General features: G+C 61.4%; 25 protein-coding genes. 12 read left to right on the forward strand and 13 right to left on the reverse strand.

Annotation, left to right across the window (positions count from 1 at the left end; all coding sequences use genetic code 11):
• The 8 genes from KBC96_13970 to KBC96_14005 all read left to right on the forward strand — a co-directional run.
• Window positions 1–312, forward strand: a 312-nt coding sequence (locus tag KBC96_13970) for an aminotransferase class IV (protein MBP6965499.1), incomplete at its 5' end; no start/stop codon positions are given.
• Between the two features lie 364 nt (window positions 313–676).
• On the forward strand, window positions 677–1,765 hold the full coding sequence (locus tag KBC96_13975) for a hypothetical protein (protein MBP6965500.1): 1,089 nt from the start codon (window positions 677–679) through the stop codon (window positions 1,763–1,765).
• Between the two features lie 114 nt (window positions 1,766–1,879).
• Window positions 1,880–4,330: an ATP-dependent Clp protease ATP-binding subunit gene (locus tag KBC96_13980; protein ID MBP6965501.1), complete on the forward strand. Its 2,451-nt coding sequence runs from the start codon at window positions 1,880–1,882 to the stop codon at window positions 4,328–4,330.
• Between the two features lie 183 nt (window positions 4,331–4,513).
• Window positions 4,514–5,113: an isoprenylcysteine carboxylmethyltransferase family protein gene (locus tag KBC96_13985; GenBank protein ID MBP6965502.1), complete on the forward strand. Its 600-nt coding sequence runs from the start codon at window positions 4,514–4,516 to the stop codon at window positions 5,111–5,113.
• 50 nt (window positions 5,114–5,163) lie between these two features.
• Window positions 5,164–5,940 carry a type III pantothenate kinase gene (locus KBC96_13990; protein MBP6965503.1) on the forward strand — a complete coding sequence of 259 codons (777 nt, stop codon included), beginning with the start codon at window positions 5,164–5,166 and terminating at the stop codon, window positions 5,938–5,940.
• 186 nt (window positions 5,941–6,126) lie between these two features.
• Window positions 6,127–7,044 carry a tRNA dihydrouridine synthase DusB gene (gene dusB / locus KBC96_13995; protein MBP6965504.1) on the forward strand — a complete coding sequence of 306 codons (918 nt, stop codon included), beginning with the start codon at window positions 6,127–6,129 and terminating at the stop codon, window positions 7,042–7,044.
• A gap of 61 nt (window positions 7,045–7,105) precedes the next feature.
• Window positions 7,106–8,188, forward strand: a complete 1,083-nt coding sequence (locus KBC96_14000) for a shikimate dehydrogenase (protein ID MBP6965505.1) — start codon at window positions 7,106–7,108, stop codon at window positions 8,186–8,188.
• Between the two features lie 117 nt (window positions 8,189–8,305).
• Window positions 8,306–8,743: an ATP-binding protein gene (locus tag KBC96_14005; protein ID MBP6965506.1), complete on the forward strand. Its 438-nt coding sequence runs from the start codon at window positions 8,306–8,308 to the stop codon at window positions 8,741–8,743.
• Window positions 8,744–8,839: 96 nt separating this feature from the next.
• Here the strand turns inward: KBC96_14005 and KBC96_14010 are convergent, their stop codons facing one another.
• From KBC96_14010 to KBC96_14025, 4 genes are all read right to left on the reverse strand, one after another.
• Window positions 8,840–9,124 carry a general stress protein gene (locus tag KBC96_14010; GenBank protein ID MBP6965507.1) on the reverse strand — a complete coding sequence of 95 codons (285 nt, stop codon included), beginning with the start codon at window positions 9,122–9,124 and terminating at the stop codon, window positions 8,840–8,842.
• A gap of 119 nt (window positions 9,125–9,243) precedes the next feature.
• Window positions 9,244–9,435, reverse strand: a complete 192-nt coding sequence (locus KBC96_14015) for an Em GEA1 (EM1) (protein ID MBP6965508.1) — start codon at window positions 9,433–9,435, stop codon at window positions 9,244–9,246.
• A 193-nt stretch (window positions 9,436–9,628) separates the two neighbouring features.
• Entirely contained in the window at window positions 9,629–10,540 is a 912-nt protein-coding gene (locus tag KBC96_14020; GenBank protein ID MBP6965509.1) for a RimK family alpha-L-glutamate ligase, read from the reverse strand.
• Window positions 10,541–10,769: 229 nt separating this feature from the next.
• A complete protein-coding gene (locus KBC96_14025; GenBank protein ID MBP6965510.1) occupies window positions 10,770–11,354 on the reverse strand; it encodes a MarC family protein in 585 nt (194 codons plus the stop codon).
• A 139-nt stretch (window positions 11,355–11,493) separates the two neighbouring features.
• Here KBC96_14025 and KBC96_14030 point away from each other — a divergent pair, with 139 nt between their 5' ends.
• Window positions 11,494–13,497 carry a hypothetical protein gene (locus KBC96_14030; GenBank protein ID MBP6965511.1) on the forward strand — a complete coding sequence of 668 codons (2,004 nt, stop codon included), beginning with the start codon at window positions 11,494–11,496 and terminating at the stop codon, window positions 13,495–13,497.
• A 3-nt stretch (window positions 13,498–13,500) separates the two neighbouring features.
• Here KBC96_14030 and KBC96_14035 read toward each other — a convergent pair whose 3' ends face one another.
• From KBC96_14035 to KBC96_14065, 7 genes are all read right to left on the reverse strand, one after another.
• The gene (locus KBC96_14035) at window positions 13,501–14,154 is read right to left on the reverse strand and encodes a hypothetical protein (protein MBP6965512.1); all 654 of its coding nucleotides are present in this window, start codon (window positions 14,152–14,154) and stop codon (window positions 13,501–13,503) included.
• A gap of 12 nt (window positions 14,155–14,166) precedes the next feature.
• Window positions 14,167–15,042 carry a hypothetical protein gene (locus KBC96_14040; protein MBP6965513.1) on the reverse strand — a complete coding sequence of 292 codons (876 nt, stop codon included), beginning with the start codon at window positions 15,040–15,042 and terminating at the stop codon, window positions 14,167–14,169.
• A 1-nt stretch (window position 15,043) separates the two neighbouring features.
• Window positions 15,044–15,859: a hypothetical protein gene (locus tag KBC96_14045; GenBank protein ID MBP6965514.1), complete on the reverse strand. Its 816-nt coding sequence runs from the start codon at window positions 15,857–15,859 to the stop codon at window positions 15,044–15,046.
• A gap of 24 nt (window positions 15,860–15,883) precedes the next feature.
• Complete coding sequence (locus KBC96_14050; protein ID MBP6965515.1) at window positions 15,884–16,666, reverse strand: hypothetical protein; 783 nt, start codon at window positions 16,664–16,666, stop codon at window positions 15,884–15,886.
• Between the two features lie 35 nt (window positions 16,667–16,701).
• Complete coding sequence (locus tag KBC96_14055) at window positions 16,702–17,469, reverse strand: hypothetical protein (GenBank protein ID MBP6965516.1); 768 nt, start codon at window positions 17,467–17,469, stop codon at window positions 16,702–16,704.
• A gap of 70 nt (window positions 17,470–17,539) precedes the next feature.
• Complete coding sequence (locus KBC96_14060) at window positions 17,540–17,857, reverse strand: hypothetical protein (GenBank protein MBP6965517.1); 318 nt, start codon at window positions 17,855–17,857, stop codon at window positions 17,540–17,542.
• Window positions 17,829–18,302, reverse strand: a complete 474-nt coding sequence (locus tag KBC96_14065; GenBank protein MBP6965518.1) for a hypothetical protein — start codon at window positions 18,300–18,302, stop codon at window positions 17,829–17,831. Before KBC96_14065 ends, KBC96_14060 begins: the two co-directional genes overlap by 29 nt.
• 170 nt (window positions 18,303–18,472) lie before the next feature.
• Here KBC96_14065 and KBC96_14070 point away from each other — a divergent pair, with 170 nt between their 5' ends.
• Window positions 18,473–19,468 (forward strand): hypothetical protein, encoded by a 996-nt coding sequence (locus tag KBC96_14070; GenBank protein ID MBP6965519.1) that lies wholly within the window; start codon window positions 18,473–18,475, stop codon window positions 19,466–19,468.
• Window positions 19,469–19,493: 25 nt separating this feature from the next.
• On the opposite strand, the gene KBC96_14075 is transcribed toward KBC96_14070, so the two are convergent.
• Window positions 19,494–21,404 (reverse strand): DUF3857 domain-containing protein, encoded by a 1,911-nt coding sequence (locus tag KBC96_14075; protein ID MBP6965520.1) that lies wholly within the window; start codon window positions 21,402–21,404, stop codon window positions 19,494–19,496.
• Window positions 21,405–21,590: 186 nt separating this feature from the next.
• On the opposite strand from KBC96_14075, the gene groES reads away from it, so the two are divergent.
• On the forward strand, window positions 21,591–21,875 hold the full coding sequence (gene groES, locus KBC96_14080; protein ID MBP6965521.1) for a co-chaperone GroES: 285 nt from the start codon (window positions 21,591–21,593) through the stop codon (window positions 21,873–21,875).
• Between the two features lie 33 nt (window positions 21,876–21,908).
• Window positions 21,909–23,540 carry a chaperonin GroEL gene (groL, locus tag KBC96_14085; protein ID MBP6965522.1) on the forward strand — a complete coding sequence of 544 codons (1,632 nt, stop codon included), beginning with the start codon at window positions 21,909–21,911 and terminating at the stop codon, window positions 23,538–23,540.
• A 64-nt stretch (window positions 23,541–23,604) separates the two neighbouring features.
• Here groL and KBC96_14090 read toward each other — a convergent pair whose 3' ends face one another.
• Window positions 23,605–23,745, reverse strand: coding sequence for a hypothetical protein (locus tag KBC96_14090; GenBank protein MBP6965523.1), 141 nt, complete (start codon window positions 23,743–23,745; stop codon window positions 23,605–23,607).
• Window positions 23,746–23,886: the final 141 nt, after the last annotated feature.

Below are 23,886 nucleotides of genomic sequence, written 5' to 3' on the forward strand. Positions count from 1 at the left end.
GACAACATCTTCATAGTCAAGGACGGCGCCATCGCTACTCCGCCGACCTACGCCGGAATACTCGAGGGAATCACGCGAAACACGGTCATTCACCTCGCCCGAGAGATGGATCTGGACGTGGAGGAGAGGCTCTTCACACTTTTCGATGTCTACACGTGCGACGAGAGCTTCCTAACAGGAACGGCAGCCGAAGTCATCCCCATGGTGAAACTCGACGGACGCAGGATCGGTGACGGGCGGCCCGGACCCATCACCGAGCGGCTGACGGAAGCATTCCACCGGCTGACCAGCACAGAGGGCGTCCCGATCTGATGGCATCATCGCTCTGCGAGTCCTGCCGCGCGCGGGCCGCGGAGTTTTCGATCCGCAGGGTGGTCGGGGAGAGTCTCCGACAGGAGTTCCGACTCTGTGGGCGCTGTGCCGCCGACCGCGAGCGCGTTCGATTCGGCGAAAAGGGACTACTGCTCACCGATCTGCTCCACTACGCAACGAGTGAAGGTCCACTCGTGCACGACGAAACGCACCGAACAAAGGTTTGCCCCGGATGTGGAATGACTCAGGCCGAGGTCCGCGATTCGGGCACCGTGGGCTGCAGTATCTGCTATGTGGTGTTCGTTGATGTGGTGGACACACTGGTAGCAGACCTGCAGGGATCCGCCTCTCAAAACAAGCAGGCATGAGAACACAGGCATATCGGGCCAACGACATGACGCTTCCCGCTTGGGTCTGCTCCACCGGCCCGGCGGAAGACGTGGTACTGTCCACTCGCGCACGTCTTGCGCGAAACGTAGAGGGCATTCCCTTTCCACTCAGGGCCGGCGATGCCGAGCTAAAGCACGCCGCGGCCATGGTCTTGAAGGCCGTCCGCGAATCAGAGGGACGTTTCGGCAGACTGCGAGTCCTCGATCCCGGGAATATGCGCAGTCTCGAGCGCCAGAGCCTTGTGGACGCACACGTCGCAAGCAGGGAGCAGGTGAACGGAGGCAATCACCGACTGGTCGTCGTCAACGAGCCGGGCACGCTGAGCCTGATGGTGAACGAGGAGGACCATCTGAGGATTCAGTGCATTCTACCGGGGTTTCAGCCCATGACGGCACTGCACATGGCCCGCGAGTTCGATGCATTCCTGGCAGGGAAGATCAGGTACGCGCGTGCCGATAATTACGGATACCTGACCTCGTCCGTCGCCAACGTGGGCACTGGGCTCAGGCTGTCCGTGTTGCTGCACCTCGCCGGGCTCGGCTTTCTGGGCGAGGCGACGGACATTCTCACGGCCGCCGCCAAACTGAAGACGTCGGTTAGAGGACTCTTCGGCGAAGGCACCGATGCCATCGGACACGTGTACCAGGTTTCGAACGAGACAACGATCGGATTCTCGGAGAGAGAGATAGCATCGCGCGTGCGCGCGGCCGCCGATCACCTCATAGAGAGGGAACGAAAGGCGAGGCGCATTTTGGCCGACGCCGAGGAGTTTCGGCTTGCTGTCCAGGAGGCGGAGGACAAGCTCCTCGGCGCCCGAACTCTAACGGGCCGCGAAGCGATTCTGTGCATGTCCATCCTGCGCCTTGCGTCGGCTCTCGGGCTGACGACTAGCTTTCGACTCGCGGACTTCTGCGAGATGTTGGTGTCCATGCGGCTGGGAAACTTGCCCCGGCACAGAGACACGGGCAGCATCAACGAGGACATCCGGCGCGCGAAACTGATACGCGCGAGACTCGTGTCGAACAGAGAGGGCGCGCAGTTGGTGCTCCCAGTGGAAAGCTGAGAACCGATTCTCTCTTTCGGACGTCATAGTATGTAGGGGTTCACCGTGCTCCAGAGGCAGGGTATACTCATTTGACAGCAAGAAACCATTCCAGCGCAGAGGAGGGATAGCGATATGTGGCAGAGGTTTACCGAGCGAGCGCGCAGAGTCATTTTCTTCGCCCAGGAAGAAGCGGGAAATCTCGGCGAGAACTTCGTAACCACGGAGCACCTGCTTCTCGGCCTGGTGCGCGAGAACGACTGCGTGGCGGCCCGAATACTCGACCGGATGGGCGTGAGCCTGAACAGAATCAAATCCGAGGTAGAAGGGCAAGTCACCCGAGGCGAAGGACGTCTCGGCCAGGACATGCAGCTCACGCCGCGCGCCAAGCGGGTCATTGATCTGGCGTACGACGAAGCCCGACAGCTCAACAACAACTACATCGGCACGGAGCACCTGCTTCTCGGTCTGATACGAGAGGGAGAAGGCCTGGCTGCGCGAGTTCTCGGGAAGCTGGGCGTTGACCTCGAGAGAACGCGGCGCGAGGTGACCGGCCTTCAGGATACCGACACTACCACGCAGTCGGCACGAACCAGATCCCGTACGCCGACACTGGACGAGTTCGGCCGCGACCTCACCGACATGGCCCGGCAGGACAAGCTCGACCCTGTGGTCGGCAGACACACCGAGATCGAGCGCGTCATCCAGATACTGAGCCGAAGGACCAAGAACAACCCCGTGCTCATAGGAGAGCCCGGAGTCGGAAAGACGGCCATCGCGGAGGGACTGGCGCAGCGCATCACCTCCGGTGACATCCCTGAGATGCTAAAAGACAAGCGCATCGTCGCGCTGGACCTCGCAGGGGTAGTGGCAGGCACGAAGTACCGCGGCGAGTTCGAGGAACGCATGAAGCGCGTTATGGACGAGGTCCGCAAGGCGAGCGGCGAGGTGATACTGTTTATTGACGAGTTGCACACACTGGTCGGAGCGGGAGCAGCCGAGGGCGCGATTGACGCATCGAACATCATGAAGCCGGCTCTCGCTCGGGGCGAACTTCAGTGCATCGGCGCGACCACGATGGACGAGTTCAGGAAGTACATTGAGCGCGACGCGGCACTCGAGCGCCGGTTCCAGCCGGTTCAGGTCCGCGAACCCTCAGTCGAGGAAGCGATAGACATACTCAAGGGACTGAGAGATAGGTACGAGGCGCACCACAGCGTGAAGATAAGCGACGACGCGCTCATCGCCGCGGCACAGCTGGCTGACCGATACATCACGGACAGATGCCTCCCCGACAAGGCTATAGACCTGATCGACGAGGCGGCATCGAGGGTGCGGCTCCAGCGCGCGCTCCCGCCCGCCGATATCCGCGCCGCGAAGTCCGAGTTGCGCGACGTCTCGCAGGAACTCGAATCGCTGCCGAGCACCTATCAGTACGACCGCGCGATCGAACTTCAGGCTCAGGAGAGATACCTGACCGAGAAGATTCGCGACCTCGATCAGCAGTGGCACGACGGACAGGACAAATCCGAACCGGTGGTCACCGAGGATGAGATCGCGCACATAGTATTCAGTTGGACAGGCATACCGGTGTCACGCCTGGTGGAGGCGGAGACCGCGAAACTGCTCAACATGGAGCAGTCGCTGCACGAGCGGATAATCGGTCAGGACGAGCCGATCGAGGCCGTATCCCGGGCGATCCGCCGAGCGCGATCGGGCCTGAAGGATCCGAAGAGGCCGTCGGGTTCGTTCGTCTTCCTCGGCCCCACCGGCGTCGGCAAAACGGAGCTCGCCCGGGCGCTGGCATCTTTCCTGTTCAACAACGAAGACAACCTCATCCGCATTGATATGTCCGAGTACATGGAGCGGTTCGCGGTGTCGAGGCTCGTCGGAGCGCCTCCAGGATACGTCGGGTACGAAGAGGGCGGACAGCTCACGGAGGCGGTGCGCCGCCAGCCCTACTCCGTCGTACTGCTCGACGAGATCGAGAAAGCGCACCCCGAGGTGTTCAACATCCTCCTGCAGGTAATGGAGGACGGACGGTTGACCGACGCGCAAGGCAGGGTCGTGGACTTCAAGAACACAGTCATCATCATGACCTCGAACATCGGCGCGGCGCAGATAAGCGGCGGCGACGGCATAGGATTCCGGTCCGCCAAGAAGGTGGACGAGGACGCGCGAGCCTACGAGGGCATGAAGAACCGCGTGACCGAGGAGATGAAGAAGGTCTTCCGGCCGGAGTTCCTGAACCGAGTGGACGAGGTGATGGTGTTCCACTCGCTCACCGCCCAGCAGATTCTGGAAATCGTCATCCTGATGGTCAACAGAGTCCGCGAACAACTCAAGGCTCAGGGAATGGACCTCGAGTTGAGCGACGACGTGAAGGAAGTGCTGGCGAAGGAAGGCTTCGATCCGGCGTTCGGCGCGAGGCCGCTCAGGAGAGCTGTCCAGCGGGTGATCGAGGACCCGCTGAGCGAGCAGATCCTGCTCGGTCGGTTCGCCGACGGCGACCTGATCCGAGCTGACCTCGAAGACGGTAAGGTCATCTTCACCAAGATTGAGAAGATCGAGCCGGCGGCGGTATAATGTGAGACCGTGGAGGGCAGCGCCGGAAACGGACGATTGAAGGCCCGCGCCGAGATGTCGGGGCGGACCCTTCACCCGCTCGAAACACTATGCCTCGCGCCACCGTATACCAATCCGTAAGCGGCAGTGCAGCATTCAGTTGGCCGTGCCCAGAGAATACACGGAAGGGGAAATGCATCTACCATGCGAAATCGCGGTCTCAGCACGGCCGACAGCGATCTCTCCGCGTCTACTCAGAGACTGGCGTACAGGTTTCGCAACGTTGTAGCGGGCTTGCCGGTACTGCTTGCCGTTTTCGTCAGGTGGCACGAATGTGAGAACGACATCCTGGTCTGGACCGCAGCGGGCATGACATTCGGGCTTGGATGGTTCATCCGCATCTGGGCGCAGCAGCATCTCGGATTCCTACTCCGGAAGCAGACGACACTGACTCGCACCGGGCCCTACGCACTGGTGCGCAATCCGATCTATATCGGCAATACGCTCATATGCATCGGACTCGTAGTCACATCGGAGCTGCTCTGGCTCGTGCCCATCGCTCTTGTCGTCTGCGCGGCGGCTTACTCCCTGACAGTCCACCATGAGGAGAGATACCTCGCCCAGCGCTACGGTCAACCCTACCTGGAGTATACGAGAGACGTACCCCGATGGATCCCGAGGCGGCAGATCGAGTCGCGAATGGAGCTCATCACACACAGACTGCTGCCCTCCATCCGGGCGGAGGCGCACAACCTGGCACTACTGATCCCCTTCATGGTCAAGGAACTGACGCACATACAGTGACCCTAACCGCGCGATTGACCGTGCGCATGAGCCTGTGATAGGATTGGCGTATGCTGCTCGCGATTGACGTGGGAAACACAAACATCACCGCCGGCGTCTATCGGGGCGACCAACTCGCCGCCGACTGGCGCATACGCACGCAACTCGGGCGCACGACGGATGAGTACGGCATGCTGATCCGCGAGCTGTTCGAGTACTCCGGCCTGCGATTTCAGGACGTGGACGGTGTCGCCATCTCAGACGTAGTGCCCCCGACGATGGCTGATGTGGTAGAGGCTTGCCGCAAGTACCTCGAGGTAGAGCCCTTCGTCGTAAGCCCCACGGATGACCTTGGAATAGAGATTCGATACGAGCCGAAGTCCGATGTCGGCGCGGATCGGATCGTGAACGCGGTTGCGGCTTTCGCGCTCTACGGCGGCCCTACAGTAGTAGTGGACTTCGGGACCGCAACGACCTACGATGCCATCTCGGAGTCCGGCGCGTACCTGGGAGGCGCGATCGCCCCCGGCATCGGGATCTCGATGGAGGCACTCTTCCGGTCGGCCGCCCGGCTTCCGAGGATTGACCTCATTCGCCCGCCGTCGGCGATCGGAACGACGACACAGACGAGCATGCAGTCGGCGGTCTTCGGATTCGCCGGACAGGTAGACGCGATGGTCAGGCGATTCAAGCAGGAACTGGGAGGCCAGCCGAAGGTGGTCGCGACGGGCGGCCTGGCCGAGTTGATCTCAAGCGAGAGTCAGACCATCGAGACCGTGAATCCGATGCTCACCCTGGAAGGGCTAAGGTTGCTCTTCGCGAGGGTGACGGGTAACGGCAAGAGTTGAGGGACGGTCTCCTGCTCGTACCCTGAGTCGGAGTTGCGCTCGAATGCACCGCATCTCCCTTTAGCGAGAACCGCGGTGCGACTGAGTCACGTCCAACCCACTCGATGTAGCCAGATTGTGCAGAACAACCGCGAACCGCTCCGTATAGGCACTCTCACAGTAGACCCGCCGACCGCGCTCGCGCCGATGGCCGGCGTGACGAATCATGCCTTCCGCATCATTTGCCGAAGGCTCGGCGCGGGAATAGTCTACACCGAGATGATCAGCAGCTACGCGCTCCACTTCCGCAACTCCAAGACCAGTCGGATGCTCGATTGGACTCCCGAGGAACGGCCAGTAGCGGCGCAGATATTCGGCGACGACCCGGAGATCATGGCCGAGGCCGCCGGGATCGTGGCGGATGCCGGCGCGGATGTCATAGACATGAACTTCGGGTGCCCTGTCTCAAAGGTGACCAGATCGGGAGCGGGCGCGGCTCTGATGCGCGACGTTCCCCTCGCTCGGAAGATCATGGAGGCGGTGGTGCGCGTAGTGAAGGTGCCGGTCACCGTTAAGACACGCAAGGGACCCGACTCGTCCACCGTGACGGCAATCGAGCTTGCCCGAGTCGCGGAGGACGCTGGACTCGCGGCGGTGGCAGTCCACGGGCGCACGGCGGCCCAGGGGTATTCAGGAGACGCGGACTGGGAGATCATCCGAAAGGTCAAGGCGGCGGTTCGAATACCGGTGATCGGCAACGGGGATGCGAAGTCACCGCCGGATGCAGTTCGAATGCTCGACGAGACGGGGTGCGACGGCGTGATGATCGGCCGCGCATGCCTGGGCGACCCGTGGATCTTCAGGCGGGTCGATCACTACATGCGAACGGGTCAACTCCTGCCCGAACCGACCCGGCAGGAGCGAGTCGCGTGCGCGATCGAACACCTGCGCGGCGTAGTCGGACTGCTCGGCGAAGACACCGGCACTCGCGAGATGCGCGGGATGATCGGTTGGTACGTGAGGGGCGTGCCAGGAGCAAGCGCGCTCAGGCGCAGGCTCACTCAGTGCTCGACCGTGCAGGAAATGGAGACCGCGCTCGGTGAACTAGGTACCAGCGGGACTTGAGCCCCCGGGCTCCGGACGGGGGGCCTGTTTCCACCATCTGCCGTCTCGCAAGGAAGACACATTGGAAAAGTTCGGTTTCGTGATGCATCCTGTTCAGGCCAAGGCGGACATCGCCCGGAAGTACCCGTTTGTCAGGTTTCTGCCCGAGAGCCTGGTCGAGTCGGCGCTGAAGTACAAGAGCCCGATGCAGATTTCCCACATCACCGGGGTGAAGTCCTCTACGGGCACGGAAGCGGAGGGATGGTTCGTCGGCTGCCCACTCACGTCGAGGCAGTTGGTCACGCTGCCGCCGGAGTTTGCATACGAGCGCATCATCGCAACGGCACGCTTGGCGCAGGAACACGGAGCGAAGATCGTTGGTCTGGGCGCCTTCACCTCGGTGGCCGGAGACGGCGGCATCACGATAGCGCAGAACCTGGAAATCGCGGTGACGACGGGGAACAGCTACACCGTAGCGACCGCCCTTCAGGGAGCGATCAAGGCGGCGGGTATGATGGGCATAGACCCGGCCGCGGCGAAGGCCGCCGTCGTGGGCGCAGCGGGATCCATCGGTCGGACATGCGCACGGATACTCGCACCGCAGGTGGCCGAGATGGCGCTCGTTGACAGGGGACTGGAACCGGTCAACAAGGTCGCCACCGAGATCACGGAGGAAACCGACAAGACGCCGAAGGTCTATACCGAGGTGAACCTCGGCATCAAAGACGCCGACATCGTGATCACGGTCACGAGCGCGGTGGATGCGATCATACATCCCGCGGACATCAAGTCGGGAGCGGTAGTCTGTGACGTCGCACGCCCGAGAGACGTTTCCTGGCGCGTGGTGAAGGAGCGAGACGACGTGCTGGTCATCGAGGGCGGAGTCGTGGCGGTGCCGGGCGACGTCGAGTTCGGCTTCAACTTCGGGTTCCCGCCAAAGACGGCCTATGCCTGCATGTCCGAAACGATGATACTTGCGCTCGAGGGTCGATACGAGAACTTCACTCTCGGCAAGGAGGTCAGCGTAGAGCAGGTGCGTGAGATATCCGCGCTCGCGGATAAGCATGGGTTCCGACTCGCCGGCTTTCGCAGCTTCGAGCGGGCGGTGACGGAGGAACACATCGCACAGGTACGTGATAACGCGGATCGCATTCGACGCGCCTGATCAGGAGAACGCGCCCACGCCTAAAGGATTGCCTCATCGTTCGTTTCACTCAGCCCGGTGCTGGGTATCTACAGTAGTGAACGTCAAGGAAGCCGTACAGGCGATGGGAGCCAGAAGTTGTCAGGCTGCACAAGCAGAGAGGTATTTCAGTTCAGGATTCCGGGGCAGCCGCACTATGTGTCCATGGTTCGCCATGGAATACACTGCGTAGCCTGCAGTCACGATCTCCCCGACAGCATCATTTCCGATGTCGAGGTCTCCGTATCCGAAGCGATCACCAACGCGATCATGCACGGCTGCCCGCGGAATGACGACAGTATTGTGGTAGTAACCTGCCGCCTGGGATCCGACAAACTGGTGATTGACGTAGAGGACGAGGGCGAGGGATTCCAGCCGGATGACGGACTCGAGCGCCAGAGCGACCCGATGCTGGAACGAGGTCGGGGGCTGCGCCTGATCAGACACCTGATGGACGGCATGCAGGTCAGCAGGATGCGTACGGGCTTCAGGTTCCGCATGGTGAAGAAGCTGCAGGCGCTTGCGACGAACTCCTAGCTATCCGATACAAGCATCGCCGGCCAGGGCACAGACTGAAACGGCATCCCGAATACTCGGGATGCCGTTACGCTGTCCATGGAGCGGGTGGGAATGCTACTTTCCGCTCGCCTTGCCCTTTTCTATGAGTTCCTTGACCTTCTGACCGCCCTTGTGGCCGATCTCCTCGTAGAACTCGTGGCCGTACTTCGAACTGGTTGTCTGGCCACCCTTGGCACCAATCTCCTCATAGAACTCCGGGCCGTAACGCTTGCTGGTAGACTTGCCGCCTTTTTTGCCGATCTCTTCGTAGAAATTGTGGCCGTATCGCTCGCTCGTGGTCTCGCCACCTCGCTTGCCTGCTTCACTCACCGTCATCTGACCCTTCTTTTCGCGGGGCATGAGGAGTACCTCCTTTCTTCTGCTTCCAGTAATCGTAGTGTGCCACGGCGATCATGCCCACAGGGCATCTCTTCCGAGGCCGTCAATGTGATGAATCGGAAAGTCGTCCGTGTGGGGCGCTATCTGCCCGGCTTCTTCCCGGTCCCGGTTCTCAAGGCTTTCTTGCCCTCTTCGATCAGGCGTTTGACCTTCTGCCCGCCCTTGTGTCCAATCTCTTCATAAAACTCGTGACCGTACTTCTCGCTTGTGGTCTCGCCGCCTTTTCGCCCTGCCTCACTTACAGTCATCGCTCCTTTCTCTCCCTTGCCCATAGATATCACCTCCCGACGAATAAAGCCCAAACGCGGATTGGGCCGAAATACGCACAGTGCACCTGCCGCTGCCGTCCGTGGGGTGGACCGCAGCTAGCCTGCACATTGGCGTTATAACCAATTGCTGGAACGGCCAAACATCGCCGATCCCTGAGAAGACTATCAGGTCAGCGAGCGCCTCCTTCGAGGCCGATCACGCAGCCGGCGACATGAGTGGACGGCCAGCCGACAAACCTCTATCAAGCATTCGGAGAACATGCCGCACGATGTCAGCCGCTACATCGCGGCCGGTCGCCTCCGCCAAGCCGTGCCACGAAGGCGAACCATTCAACTCAATGACGATCGGTCCGCTCGGTCCTTCAATGATGTCCACACCGGTATAGTCGAGCCCGACTATACTCGCCGATTCGAGGCAGATTCTGCGCATCTCCGGCGTCAGAGCGCACTCCTCACACTTGGCGCCTCGATGCACGTTCGTCTTCCACTCGCCGTCAGTCGCGACGCGATAGACTGCCGCGACAACATCGCTGCCTACGACGAACGCGCGGATATCCCGCCCGTCGTTCGGAACGTACTCCTGAACGCATGCCGCACCGCGGCGCCTGACATACCGCTCTACAATCGCCGATTCGCAACCGGGCGCCACAAGCTCGATCCCGTCGCCGAACGATCCGTAGAGCGGCTTCAGCACGCACGCGCCCCAATCGGCGGCGATCCTCCCCGCCTCGGCGGGATCCTGAGTCACGACGGTCCGCGGCACAGGTATCCCAGCCCGGGCGAGCAGAAACGTCGTCAGCGCTTTGCTCTCCGCGATCGAAAGCGCCTGAGGCGAGTTCACGACCAGCGCGCCGGTCATCTGCAGCAGTTCGAGAACCTCGTACTGATGGTCAACCTCGCCCCGCCTGTCCAGGCTTCGAACGATATAGGCATCGCATTCGCCCGCCGGATTCCCGCCAAGAGTAACCTCGCCCAGCCCATCTATGCTCAGACCGAACCGCCTCGGATCAACGACGACTCCGAGCGCCAGATCGTCCGACGCACGCAAGAGCTCGCGGCTGATCCAGTCGCGCTCAATACTCGAAGTGACGATACCGATCTTCCGCATATCCCGATTCCGAGTCGTGCGGGCAGTGGACGCAGGCAGAGACCGCACTCGTTCATGGCTTTCTTCGCGACCGCAGGTTCCCGAGAATCCATGCAATGTGCACGAATCGGGCCGGCGAAACCACAAATCGGTATACCTATACCCTTTGAGGGCTTAGCTGAAACACGCTTGCAGTCACGGCGGCTTCTTGCTTGTCGATCGGATGCTGGAAACACGGGAGACGAGGAGTTCAGAACCGGCAGATATCCTGGATGCCTTCGCGCACGAACTGAATTGCGATCGCGGCGAGCAGGATGCCCATGATCTTCGCAAAGACGTCCGAGCCGGTCTTACCGAGGATCAGGTAGAGGTAGTCCACGTAGCGGAAGACGATGTACGTGACAAGAAAGACGAGCACGAGAGCGGATACCGTCGCCCAGAGACCGCTGGTACCGATGAGGACGATGATCGTGGTGATCGCGCCCGGACCGGTGAGAAGCGGGACGGCCAGCGGCACGACTCCGGGGCGCCCACCGGCGTTGACTCCGTAGTGCGCCTCGTTGATGATCCGAAGGGCGATGACGAGGAGCAGTATGCCGCCGGCGATCTTGAAGTCGCTGATCGTGATGTCGAACAGTGAGAGAACGCCGGTCCCGGCGAACGCAAAGATGAGCGACAGGCAGAAGGCGACGAGTATCGCCTGGGTGATGATCGAGCGACGTTCTCCTGAGGTGGCGTCGTGAGTGACGGCCATGAACACGGGGATCAGGCCGATGGGGTCTATGATGATGAACAGCGCGATTGCGGCCCTGAGAATCAGACTGAGTTCCAGCATATCGTCTCCAAGGACATTCTAGCGCAAAGACTGGCTGAGGGCAAGCCGCGCATCACCGGTGGTACGCAACCGATCACGGAAGGACATGATGCTCCGTGCATAGAAACCGGAACGTGAAGACACTCAGGAGGCACCGATCATGTTTCGACATATACTCTCAATGCTTCTTCTCTGCATGGGATTCGCCGCTCTGGCAAAGCCGACCATGATCAAGCCATGGTCGGCCGACGAGTCGAAGACGTGGATACTGCACGTCAGCCCATTGCCGAAGTCCGTCGAGATCACGGGGAGAGCCGTGCGGTCGAGAGGAGCCATCAGGGTCGTGCCGCGAAGCGGCCTCGACATGCTCGGGACGCGCGCCGTGCGGGAACTGATGGAGAGCATCGGGCACTATGAGGACGTGCGCTTTGTCGGGCCGTGGAGTTTCACCATCGCCCCGCAGATCGGCGGACCGGATGCCGAACCGCTCCGCAGGTTGAGGAACTCCGAGCAGGCATACCGCATCATCGCCGGTGAGAACAACAAGGGCCTCAAGCTCGTCGCGCTCGACTCACGAGGACTGTACTACGCGTCGAAGACGCTCCAGCAACTCATCAAGGCGTACAGCAAGGGCGACGAGATCGTCATCCCGATCGCAAATGTGACGGACTGGCCGGACCTGGAGTACCGAGGCCTCTGGGGCGCGGACAACGCCGAGCCGGAGAACCTCGCATGGGTTGCCCGGGTGAAGATGAATCTCGCCGAGCAGATCGCCGCCGTCGGCGTTGACGAGAGCGGCAGGCCGTGGGCGAAGCTGAAGTCCGGGCGCGAACCGATGGTAGAGATCGGGCCGGGATACGGCATCATGCCGATATCCTCAATACTGCACCTGGAGCAGGTCGGCAACAAGGGTGTCTTCCAGGCGTACCCGAACTTGAAGGCGCAGGGGGGCCAGGTGGGAGCGATCTGCTACTCACAGCCGGAGATCGTGGACATCATCGCGGGATGGCTCATTGACCTCGGCAGGCTGTATCCCGAGGTGGACGTCTGGCTCGCCGAGAACCTTCACCAGCAGGGCGGGTGCCGGTGCGAGGAGTGCGCGAAGACAGACCGGAACGTCCTGGAGGCGCGGACCGTGTTCGCCGCGTGGAGGAGAGCCCGAGAAACGATCCCCGAGCTGAAGATCATCATTCTGACCAGCGAGGAGACGGAGAGTAGCAACGAGAGGATCTTCGCCGAACTGCCGGAAGGTGTGAAGGTCTGGTACTACCACAGCCTGCTCACCTACACAGCCGGAGACGATCAGATGATCCGCCCGTACATCGCGGAGACCGCCCGGAAGGGACGCTGGATCGGCGTCTGCCCGAGCCTTGTCCCATACGTCCACTTCACCCAGCCGTTCACGGGGGCGGACTTCGTGCGCGCGCGAATGAACGAGTTCTCTGACAAGGGCCTCTCCGGCTTGATGGGATACATCGTGCCGAGGCTTAGGTACGCCGCCTTCAACCTCGAGGCCGCCGCAGAGTGGTCGTGGAACGCTAGGGGGCGCACCTCCCGCGAGTTTGCGCTCTCGTACGCGGTCAGGCACGGAATCAAGCACCCTGAGAGGTTCGCGGAGTGGTCGGAAACGCTCGGGCCGGTCGCGTGGGACGTCTACGCCTCAGACTGGCCGGGAGGCCAGCAGAGAACCGTCAGCCCGCCGGTCGCCCGGCAACTCAGGGAGGGTACCCTGCCCCATCTCGGATACGTGCTGTGGGACGCATACCGCACTCCATTTGGCGGGATCGGAACGGAGGAGCAGTTGAACCTCGATGTGGAGGCGGCGGAGAAGGCTGTCCGGATCGCGCGGCAGATGGGTGATGAGGAGTGGATACAGGAGAGCCTCGTCGTCCAGGGGTACATCCGCTCGCTCAAGGCGCTATGGGAACTGAGAGGCCTCACGAAACCGGATGGATCAGTGAGCGACCGGAACGCCGCGGGCAACCACTTCCGCATGTACGTCAGCGGGCTGGACCAGGCGGCGCAGGCGCTCCAGAAGTGGGAGGCATGCATCAACGACGGCAAACGGCCCGACGAGGCGTTCACGGACAAGCCAGTGAGCTTCATCCACGACATGATCGAGCAGATGACGGCGGTGGCGCAGGAGTACGGGATCGAGCTCTGAACCTTACCTCGCCACATGCATCCAGTCGTGCAGGAGGAAGTAGACCCGGCCGATGAGGAGCGACATGCGCGCCATTACCGTCGAGCCGAACATCGCCCCGAAGGCGAACATGAGGAACCACCGCCCGAGAGTCGCCGGGGCTCGGTGGGCGCAAGTCCTGTGCTCGAAAGAGAAGAAGAAGTAGGACATCACGGTCAGCAGGATCACCATCGCCAGGATGTTGCTGACCATCGTCGGCCACGGAACGCCCCACAGCGGCTTGAACGACGCCTCGATACGGTCCACGTTCAGCCCCGCGAACCCCTTGAAGACCGCGCCGGAAACGAGTCCCAGCAGCGCTCCGAAGATGATCCGGCTGATCCAGACGTGCCGCTTGCTGTAGATGAAGTAGAACATCGCCCCGCCGACCAGCGCGAAGACCCAGTACCACTCACCGGCCGTGATGCGGTCCCACCAGAGCGGCTTAAGCGTCTGCGACCACGCGATGTATGTGTAATATCCCGCCGCCGCGCCGATGTAAATGTGCTCCACGAGGCGGTAGACCGGGTTCTCCTTGTAGAGGATGGAGTATATCCCGAGCGTCGCCCCGACCGCGAGCCAGAGCGCGATGGTCTGGGTCAGACTCGTGTTCGACAGCCATGAGGTAAGTGTGTGCATGTCCTCCTCGCGCTATTCCTCTCTCCGCCGCCTGCGCGAACTCATGAACCCGATGTTGCCGACGATTATCAGCACTATTATCAGCAGATGCGAGGTAGAGAGCGATCCCGCGGCCCGCGTGGCAAAGTCCTTGTGGCCGAGCATCGCCTCATATTCCGCCGCGCCCTTCATCCCGGTGAGCATGCCCTTGATCTGCCCGGCGTCGAGCGGATTGAAGCCTTCGGGCGCCATCACGGCGGTCGGGCAGTAGACGATCGGCGTTCGGTACGAGCCGTAGATGTAGGCGATCCAGTAGTCGAGAGTGCCTGAGGGAGTCACTTCTGCGATCATGCCGACGTCGCCGTCCTTTACGCTCCTGATTCCCTTCATGATCGCGAACGACTCGACGGGATTACCGTCAATGTCCGACTTGACGGTGCCGGGTATGTCCCTGCCGATGCCCATAATGAAGGGTATCATGGCCCCGCCCGGACGATATCCCCAGTGGATCCAGTCCTTGCCGTACTCCTTGCCGAACTCGGCGCCGATCTTCTTCGCGGAGTCGTAGGCGAACTTGCTGCCCTGGGGCATGAAGGCGACGATGGCAAACTTCTTGTTTCGCATCATCAGGTGTCGTATCAGGGCCTCGGTTTGCGGGCGGCTCTCGGCGATCGTGCCGGAATCCCAGAGGATATCAATGATCGCAATCGTGTCGGGCGGCATCTTCTCGACGGTATCGTAGACGCCGCGGACCGCGGGGGTGATCGTCATCGGCTGGTCGAACCCCCAGATCAGCGGTACCGCCACCAAGATTGCCAGGAGTGCGTACATGTACCGCCGGTCAATGTGCTGGAGCTTCTCGAACATCCCGAGGATTCTGTCGCCCGTCGAGCCGTCACCTACAGCCATGTTACAGCTCCCTCTCGAAGAAACTGCCCCGCTCCAGACTGAGCAGAGTGCGCAAGGCCATCGCCAGCGCGCCGATCTCCACGCCGAACGATATCGCCCGCCAAGCGGCCATATTCGGCTCCTTGAGTATCCAGTAGGTCACGTTCTCCATGCGGAGGTTGCTCCAGAACCCCGTTTCCGGCAGCCCGCTCGTGAGGTACTGCCCGATAGGGACGACGCCGAGCATGACGACGAACGCCGCCGCGAGCATCAGCGTGGCCTCGGCGGACCTGATCCGAAACGCGCGATAGGCGGCCGAGACGATATAGAAGGCGATAATGGAGAACATCGTCGCGCCCGGCGCGGCGACGGTGCCGCTGAACAGCATGTCGTAGGTGTTCTTCGCCGCGGGCGACTTGCTGAACATCTGCCAGAAACCAGCTCCCAGCATCGCGGCGAATGCGGCGTAGAGCGCGAGGCTGTTGTGCCATCCGGCGCGCCTTCGTGTCAGATTGCGGCCGTGAAACCTGAGCAGGCTGAAGATGCCGAGTCCGAGGGCGAACGAAGAAAGCACCAGCGTGATGTCGGCGACCCTCTGCTGGGCGAAGACCGTCAGGAAGTTCTCGCCGGTCTTGGGATCGGGCGGAACGAAGAACTCGACCGAGTATATGAGGCCCGCCAGGAAGGTGACGGCGGCGACCACCGTCTTCCTGGCCCGGCTCGGCACGAGCCTCAGGACGAAGAACAGCGCCCCGCCGATGACAAGGAAGTCACCGAGCACGGCCAGCGCCCACAGATATTGCGGAGCGCCCGGTTTGACTGCCCACTGTGTAAACAACTATCCCTCCGAAAAACCCTCTCGCTATCGCGCGGCGCAGCCGGCGCTCAACAAGTCGAGCGCCCAGTGGCCCGCGCCCAGAACCGACGCACCGATGATCCCCGCAACCACCACGAGAATCAGCACCGCCTTGGCATAGTCCTGACCAACCAGACTGCCGAGCAGCGTCGGCTCGCGGCTTAGATACGCACTCGCGGCGTAAAACTCATCGCCGATGATCGTGTAGTCGCAGGACGTGATGAAGAACGGTATCTGCGTGATGCTAGGCGTACCGGCGACCTGCATAGCGCCGACATGATGGCCGGTCTCTGCCAGGATCAGCGCCTCCGCAAAGAACGTGCCGAACATGAAGTTCGACGCGACGTTCTCGCGGGTCAGGATGCCGACGCATCCCGACGCGTAGGCGAACTGATCGTCCGAAAGGTATCGGATGTCCTCGCTGTTGAACTGCTCCGGCTTACCCTCGCTGTTATAGGCGTCCTTGCTGATCTCCTCCGCGATGGTATAGACCACGGAGTCGGCGGTCGGCACGATCACGCGGGTGCGGTACTTGGCGGCGATGGCCGTCACGTAGCGCAGGATCGAGAGCGCCTGCAGTGTCGGCAGGCTGAGGACGGCGAGTCCGGGCGAGAACATCATCGGTCGGCCCATCTCGGTGGCGCGGCCGACCGCTTCGTCAATCGCGCTCAGGCCGGGAATGCGCCGGATGTGAAGTACCCTGCCCCTCCGCGCGGAGAAGATCTTGAACAATATGAGTAAGACCAGAAGCGCTTCCAGAACGGCTATCGGCAAGTTTGCGTGATCCATGTTTCGTCTCAGGACTACCGAGCGCAGCAGTCGGGCTAAAGGCGCAGCACTCTGAGCCAAGCGTGATCGGCTCCGAGAGCCGATGCGACGAAGATGCCCGCGATCACCATCACGATCAGGACCGCCTTCGCGTAGTCCTGTCCGACCAGGCTTCCGAGGAGCGTCGGCTCGCGGCTGAGATACGCGCTGGCCGCGTAGAACTCATCGCCGAATATCGTGTAGTCGCACGACGTCAGGAAGAACGGCACCTGTATGATCCCCGGGGTGCCCGCGACCTGCATCGCGCCCGCCTGATTGCCGGTCTCTGAGAGAATCAGCGCCTCGGCCTGGAACGCCCCGAACATGAAACTGGACGCTACCTTCTCCCTCGTTATGATGCCGACACACCCCGCCGCATAGGCGAACTGGTCGTCCGATAGAAACCGGATGTCCTCCGGGTTGTGCAACTCCGGCCGTCCGGCCGCGGCGCACGCGTCCTTGCACACCTCTTCCGCAATCGTATAGACCACGGAGTCGGCGGTCGGTACGATCACTCTCGACCGGTATTTCACCGCGACGGCCATTATGTGCCGCAGAATCGCGAGCGACTGCAGCGTCGAGAGCGAGAGCACCGTCCATCCCGGCGTGAATAGTATCGGACGGCCCATCTCAGTCGCGCGGCCGACGGCCTCGTCAATTGCGCTCAGCCCCGGTATCCGGCGGATGTAGAGGTCCGTACCGCGTCGGGCCGAGAATATCTTGTACAGGATCAAGGCGGAGAAGACCGCCTCCATGATCGCTACCGGCAGGTTCGCGTGATCCAAAACAGCGCCCCCAGATCAGTCCGTCTCGTCGGTCCCATTGGACGGATGGGACAGATGGGACTGATGAGCCTCACTCCTTGTCCGACAACTCCTCTATCTTCTCGATCAGCAGGTCCACGTTTTCGGCCGAGGCAAGAAGGCGGGAGAACCTGTGAACCCCTTCCGCTCCGAAAAGCGGCACCAGGAACGGGCTTGCCACGAGTATTGACTGGCTTGCGAGAAACGCCACCGGCTTGTGCATCTCGAGGAACATGACCGCCGGGGTCTCCATCCGTCTGCCCACGATTTTGCCGGCAAGCTCAACGATCAGCTTGTCCCGATCCTCGGGCGAGAGCTCATCTTCGTCGTACTCCTCCGGCTCAGTCGCTGCCACGCGTCTGAACAGCATCGCGCAACTCCTTTACCGCGCGAATGATCTCGTCGCGCTGCCGGCCGAATCTCAGGTAGACGCCCCGGTACGCCTCGAGCCGGGTCTGCCTCGACAACGGACTCAGCTTGATGCCCCGGTCGTCCAGGTAGCATTTCCTCACCCTGCCCCACTCGATCCGCGTAAGCGACGTAAGTGTTCTCGCCGACGCGCCGACGGAATCGAGTTCGTAGCGGATGGGGAAGAGGTAGTCGGCGAGCGAAGCAGCGACAAGACCCAATGCGACAAAACCGACGGTCAGATTCCCAAAGAAGACGCGAGACAAGAAGAGAGTGAGGACGGCGACGGGAATGATCGGAAGCAACTTGCCCGGCTGCTCCCGGAGCAGATGCACCTTCCAGGCGAGGATCGGTTCGGCGTGACTCTTCGTCGAGCCGGCCTCAAGGATTTCTTGCGCTTTCTGCATACGGTCGTCGCAACTCCCGAGGGCACTGAGCTTTGAAGTTCGTGCGGGTATTATAGCCGGGTTCAGGAAGACATGTCAAATCAGAATCGGACCGGAGCATCAACAAGCGGGCCGGCACTCGAACTTGTTGGCTTAGCGCACCGCTGGTATAATCGCCTTGAGGTGATGAGATGGACAGACTGATCGTAAGCGCATCGAGCAGGAAATGGTTCGGGGCGGCACCGCTGTTCGACCCATCTGACGGCGTCGTGGTCAGGGAAGCCCCGGGGTCGGGCGCTGGGAACTGGGTAGGCGCGTGCAGTGCGCTCTACGACGAGGAATCCGACAAGTTCTATCTTTACTTCCGGTATCGCAAGCCGAGGGGTGTCGAGCCCGACCGCGGCTTCCTGTGCGGCATCGCGCAGAGCGATGACGGCATACGCTTCGACGACATCTGGTCGGCGACCAAAGAGCAATTCGAGACGAGTTCAATGGAGCGCGCGAGCCTCTTCAAGGCGCCGGACGGGATCTGGCGGCTGTACGTCAGCTACGTTGACCCGGTCGACAGCCGATGGAGAATAGATGTGATGGAAGCCGATGCCCCAAGCACATTCGACCCGGCCACTCGGAAGAAGGTCTTCACGTCGGGCGATGTAGGTCTGGAGGGCGTGAAGGACCCGTATGTCGTCATGATCGGGAGGAAGCACTATATGCTGATCTCGTACGCGGCGGTCACGCCTGAGGGCGCGTCAGCCGGCGCGGACAAACTCCACGGCACTTCGGATGCCTACAACACCGGACTGGTGAAATCGTATACCGGTCTCGCCACGAGCAACGACGGCCTCGATTTCGAATGGCAGGGATGCGCGCTCGACGTCGGGACGGGCTGGGATGCCTACGAGAGCAGAGTCACCTCTGCGGTCTACGTTCCGCCGGTCTTCAGCGCATTCTACGACGGGGCTCCGAATGTCGAGGGAAACTACGAGGAGAGGACCGGGCTGGCCGTAAGCACGGACCTGCGCTCGTTCGAGCGGGTGACGCCCCACGGCCCGGCGATCGTTTCGCCTCACGCCTCAGGCGCGCTGAGGTATGTGGATGCGGTGCAGATGGGCAGCAGGGTCTTCTACTACTATGAGATGGCCCGCCCGGACGGCGCGCACGATTTGATGGTGAGCGTGGTCGGGTAGATTGCTCGCGAACTGGCCGCCGTTTCTACAGTTCCTTCAGTATCATGAGCTGTTTCTGTGACCGAATGATATCCTCGTAGAACTTGCGGACCTCGGCGTAGCGGGCGACCGGCACGATCGCAGACTGACGCACGGTCTTCTCGGTCACTCGAAGCGTAAGGCCTTCCAGTAAGCACTTCCGCTCGTAGCCCGCAAAGTCGGACGTCAGCAATTGGTCCTGCGGCATTTCCTCGACGGTGAATCCCTCAGGCAGACTGATGATGGTTTCGGTGATACTGCTCTGCGCGCCGGTGAACCAGAGGTCGTACCTGCGAGAAGACTTCGAGAACAGGGTCTGGTCGGCCGGATCCTGGTCGAGCCCGGGTCTGAACAGCAGGAACTTGCCGGTACGATTCGCCCAATTTTCGGCCCGCAGACTGTAGCCGATCGTCATCCGAGAGTCCCTGTCCGAATAGTCGGAGACCGAGCACTCTCCGATCCGGGCATTCGGGGAGATACCAGCCACCATCGCCTCGAAAGTCTCCTTGACCCTGCTCGGCTTCAGATACTTATACATCGCCCGGGTAGCCAGGTCGGAGGCACCCGATGTGGTAATAGTGGCCGAGGCCGATATCCCGCCCCTCGCGTCAAGGCTGATCGTAACGCGCTGTGCGACGGAGTTCGTCAACACGTCGTAGGTCGGCGTCTGTACGAACTCGCCCTTCCCGTCGCGAACGACGAGAACATCGCGGCCCCGATCAGCCTCCGGAAGATCGCCGAACGGACAGACCTCAGCGGTCGAATCGAGCCAGTACCGCTTCCCTCCGATCTCCGCCAGCGCGATGGCATGGTCGAACTGGCCGGGCGAGGGCAGTCTCCGGTCCATCGAGCCTCTATATGAGACTGACAGCAGGACCGGGTATGCGTTGATACCGGCGTGGCGCAGCATCGTCACCAGAAGCGTCGCCTGATCCTTGCAGTCGCCGTACTTGTTTGCGAAAACATCGGCGGCACTGTGGGGTTCGTAAGCGGACGCACCGAATGCCAGAGCCACGTAGCGGACATTGTCCTCGATCCAGTAGTATATCGCCCTCGCTTTCTCTTCGTCGGTCTTTCGGCCCTCCACAAGATCGGCGACCTTCTGTTCGATCTCCGGCGACGGCGTCATTCTCGGCTCCACGAGTCTCCAGTACCAGGCGGCAACATCGTCCCAGGCCGTGACCGACGAGACCTCGAACCAAGGGCATACCTCGCTTGCAGGCGGCATGTTCGGCTCAGGCTCGATCTCGCCGAAGTCGCGGCCTTCCCAAACGTAGGTCTTCGTCCTGCCGTCCTTCGAGGTCGTCGCGAGAGGCTTGATCTCCGTGTTGTAGGCCTGACTGCCGAAACCCGTATCTGCGGGTGTGATGAGCGTAAACCGCGAGAGAACAGTCGGCTCGGACGACTGAAAATACCATCGGCTCCAGAAGTGCGGCGGCATAATCGTGCTCTTTCCGCTGATTTCCCACTCGTAGTCTATTATGCAGTCGTCCTCGACCGCAGGCATGATCAGCACCTTGGCCCTGATCGAAGAGTACAGTGCGTAGCCCGAGTACGGGGCGACCTCCTGGATGTCGGCCGGCTTGACCAGGACGACGGCACCGTCTTTCCTGATCGTTCGCGCGCGGATGATCCGTATCTTCTCGAACGCCGAGTTGAAGGCCAGATGCACGTTGGCCGCCGAGCGGCCCCGCTCGTTGAAGATCCTCTGCGTCATTCTCGTGCGGGTTGCCCAGCTTCCGTCGTGGCGGACAGTGTGCCAGCATTCGTCAATGAGATTGACATAGCCGGCATTTGGGTATTCCGATGATGACGGGGCGCCCTGGAGGAGCGCGGCCGCATCATCGGGTGAAGCGGTCACGGCTGCGCAGGCGTGAAGTATTGCAGCGGCGACTAGAAATCTGAGTATGGTCTTCATGAGAATCCTCGGCTCGCACCGGCGGATGCGGCAGGAGGATTATACCAGATGCGAAAAAATCGCGCGGGAACCCCCTTGACAACGCGGGACGATCCGGGTATATTATGTTCTCGGACTTAGCACTCTCGACGTGTGAGTGCCAGCACTCTTTATCCTGAACCATCAAACAAGGAGGTGACACGTTAAATGCTCAAGCCGATCGGTGACAAGGTCATCGTCGAGGCAAAGGCCGAGGAGGAGAAGACCTCCGGAGGCATCATTCTGCCCGACACCGCGAAGGAGAAGCCCCAGGAGGGTACCGTCATCGCAGTAGGTCCCGGCAAGGTTCTCGAGAATGGCGAGCGCAGGACCATGACCGTAAAGAAAGGCGATACCGTAATCTACTCCAAGTACGGGGGCACCGAGGTAACCGTGGAGGGCAAGGAATACATCATCCTCGACGAGGACTCGATCTACGCTATCCGCGCCTGATTCAGCAATCTCAAAACATAGGAGGTTTGGCTTATGCCTGCAAAGATCATCGCATACGATGAAGAAGCACGTCGCGCGCTCGAACGCGGCGCCAACGCAGTAGCGAACGCCGTCAAGGTGACCCTTGGTCCCAAGGGACGCAACGTAGTGCTCGACAAGAAGTGGGGCGCCCCCACCATCACCAAGGACGGCGTTACCGTAGCGAAGGAAATCGAACTGGAGGATGCCTATGAGAACATGGGCGCTCAGCTCGTGCGCGAAGTAGCATCCAAGACCAATGATGTGGCCGGTGACGGCACGACGACGGCCACCGTGCTCGCGCAGTCTATCGTGAACGAGGGCCTTCGCTACGTGACCGCAGGTGGAAACCCGATGATCGTCAAGAAGGGTATTGACCTTGCGGTTGACAGGGCCGTCGAGGAGATCAAGAAGCTCAGCACCCCGGTCACCGACAAGGAATCCGTCGCGAGCGTTGCGGCGATCGCGGGTAACGACAAGGAGATAGGAGACCTGATCTCCGATGCAATGGAGAAGGTCGGCAAGGACGGCGTCATCACAGTCGAGGAGTCGAAGGGCACCGGCACCACCCTGGAGGTGGTCGAGGGAATGCAGTTCGACAAGGGCTACATCTCGCCATACATGGTAACCGACGCCGAGCGGATGGAGGCGATCCTCGAGGATCCCATCATCTTCATTCACGAGAAGAAAATCAGCGCCGCCGCGGACTTGATCCCCGTTCTGGAGAAGATCGCGGGTTCGCGCAGACCTTTCGTCATCATCGCCGAGGACGTTGACGGCGATGCGCTGGCTACCCTGGTGGTCAATAAGATTCGCGGCACTCTCCAGGCCGTCGCGGTGAAGGCGCCGGGATTTGGCGACAGGCGCAAGGCCATGATGGAAGACATCGCGATCCTGACAAACGGAACGTTCATCTCGGAGGACCTGGGGGTCAAGCTGGAGAACGTTGACCTCTCCATGATGGGTCAGGCCAAGAAGGTCATAGTCTCGAAGGAAGAGACTACCATAGTCGAGGGTGCAGGGAGCGCGGAGGCGGTCAAGGGCCGGATCGACATGATCCGCCGCCAGATCGAGAACACCGACTCGTCTTACGACAAGGAGAAGCTCCAGGAGCGCCTGGCGAAGCTCGCGGGCGGCGTTGCGGTCATCAAGGTCGGCGCGGCAACCGAGACCGAGCTCAAAGAGAAGAAGCACCGCTTCGAGGATGCCCTCTCCGCGACCCGCGCGGCCGTAGAGGAAGGCATTGTCCCCGGCGGCGGCGCGACTCTGGTGCACATCATTCCCGCGCTGGAAGGTGTCGGCGAGTCGGACGATGAGAAGGTCGGCGTGGCGATCGTACGGCGCGCGCTCGAGGAGCCGCTTCGCCAGATAGCGGCCAATGCGGGCCTTGAGGGTTCCGTGGTCGTCGAGAAGGTCAAGGGACTCAAGAAGGGCAAGGGCCTGGACGCTCTCACCGAAGAGTACGTTGACCTGGCCAAAGCCGGGATCGTGGACCCCGTGAAGGTCACGCGTTCGGCTCTGGAGAACGCGGCGAGCATCGCCTCGATGATCCTCACGACCGAGGCGCTGGTGGCCGAGAAGCCTGAGAAGAAGCCGGCTGCTCCGGCGGGACCTCCGGGCGGCGGCTACGGCGAGGACATGTACTAAGCAGTTCGCCGAGCACCCAGGATAGCAGAAGGCCGGTCCGCACTCGCGGGCCGGCCTATGTTTTTCACTTCCAGCGGAAGGTTTTGGCCGAGATGATGATGCCAATAACGAGCACACCCGCGAGGACGCCAACCTCGGTCATGTGCTTGCCCCAAGCCTCACCGAACCAGAGCCCGCGCAGGAGGGTGACAAGGTGGGCAAGCACGGGTGCGCCTCAAGCCGGGGGCGCGAGGTGAGTCTGCGGCGTGTTTTGCGGCACAGACGTAGAGTATATGAACCGAATGGAGGGTTACGCCTCAACGACGATCGGTTTGACGTCGGAACCCACGCGGGCGACCATAGCGCC

It is taken from the genome of Armatimonadota bacterium (assembly GCA_017993055.1).
GTDB lineage: Bacteria > Armatimonadota > UBA5829 > DTJY01 > DTJY01 > JAGONM01.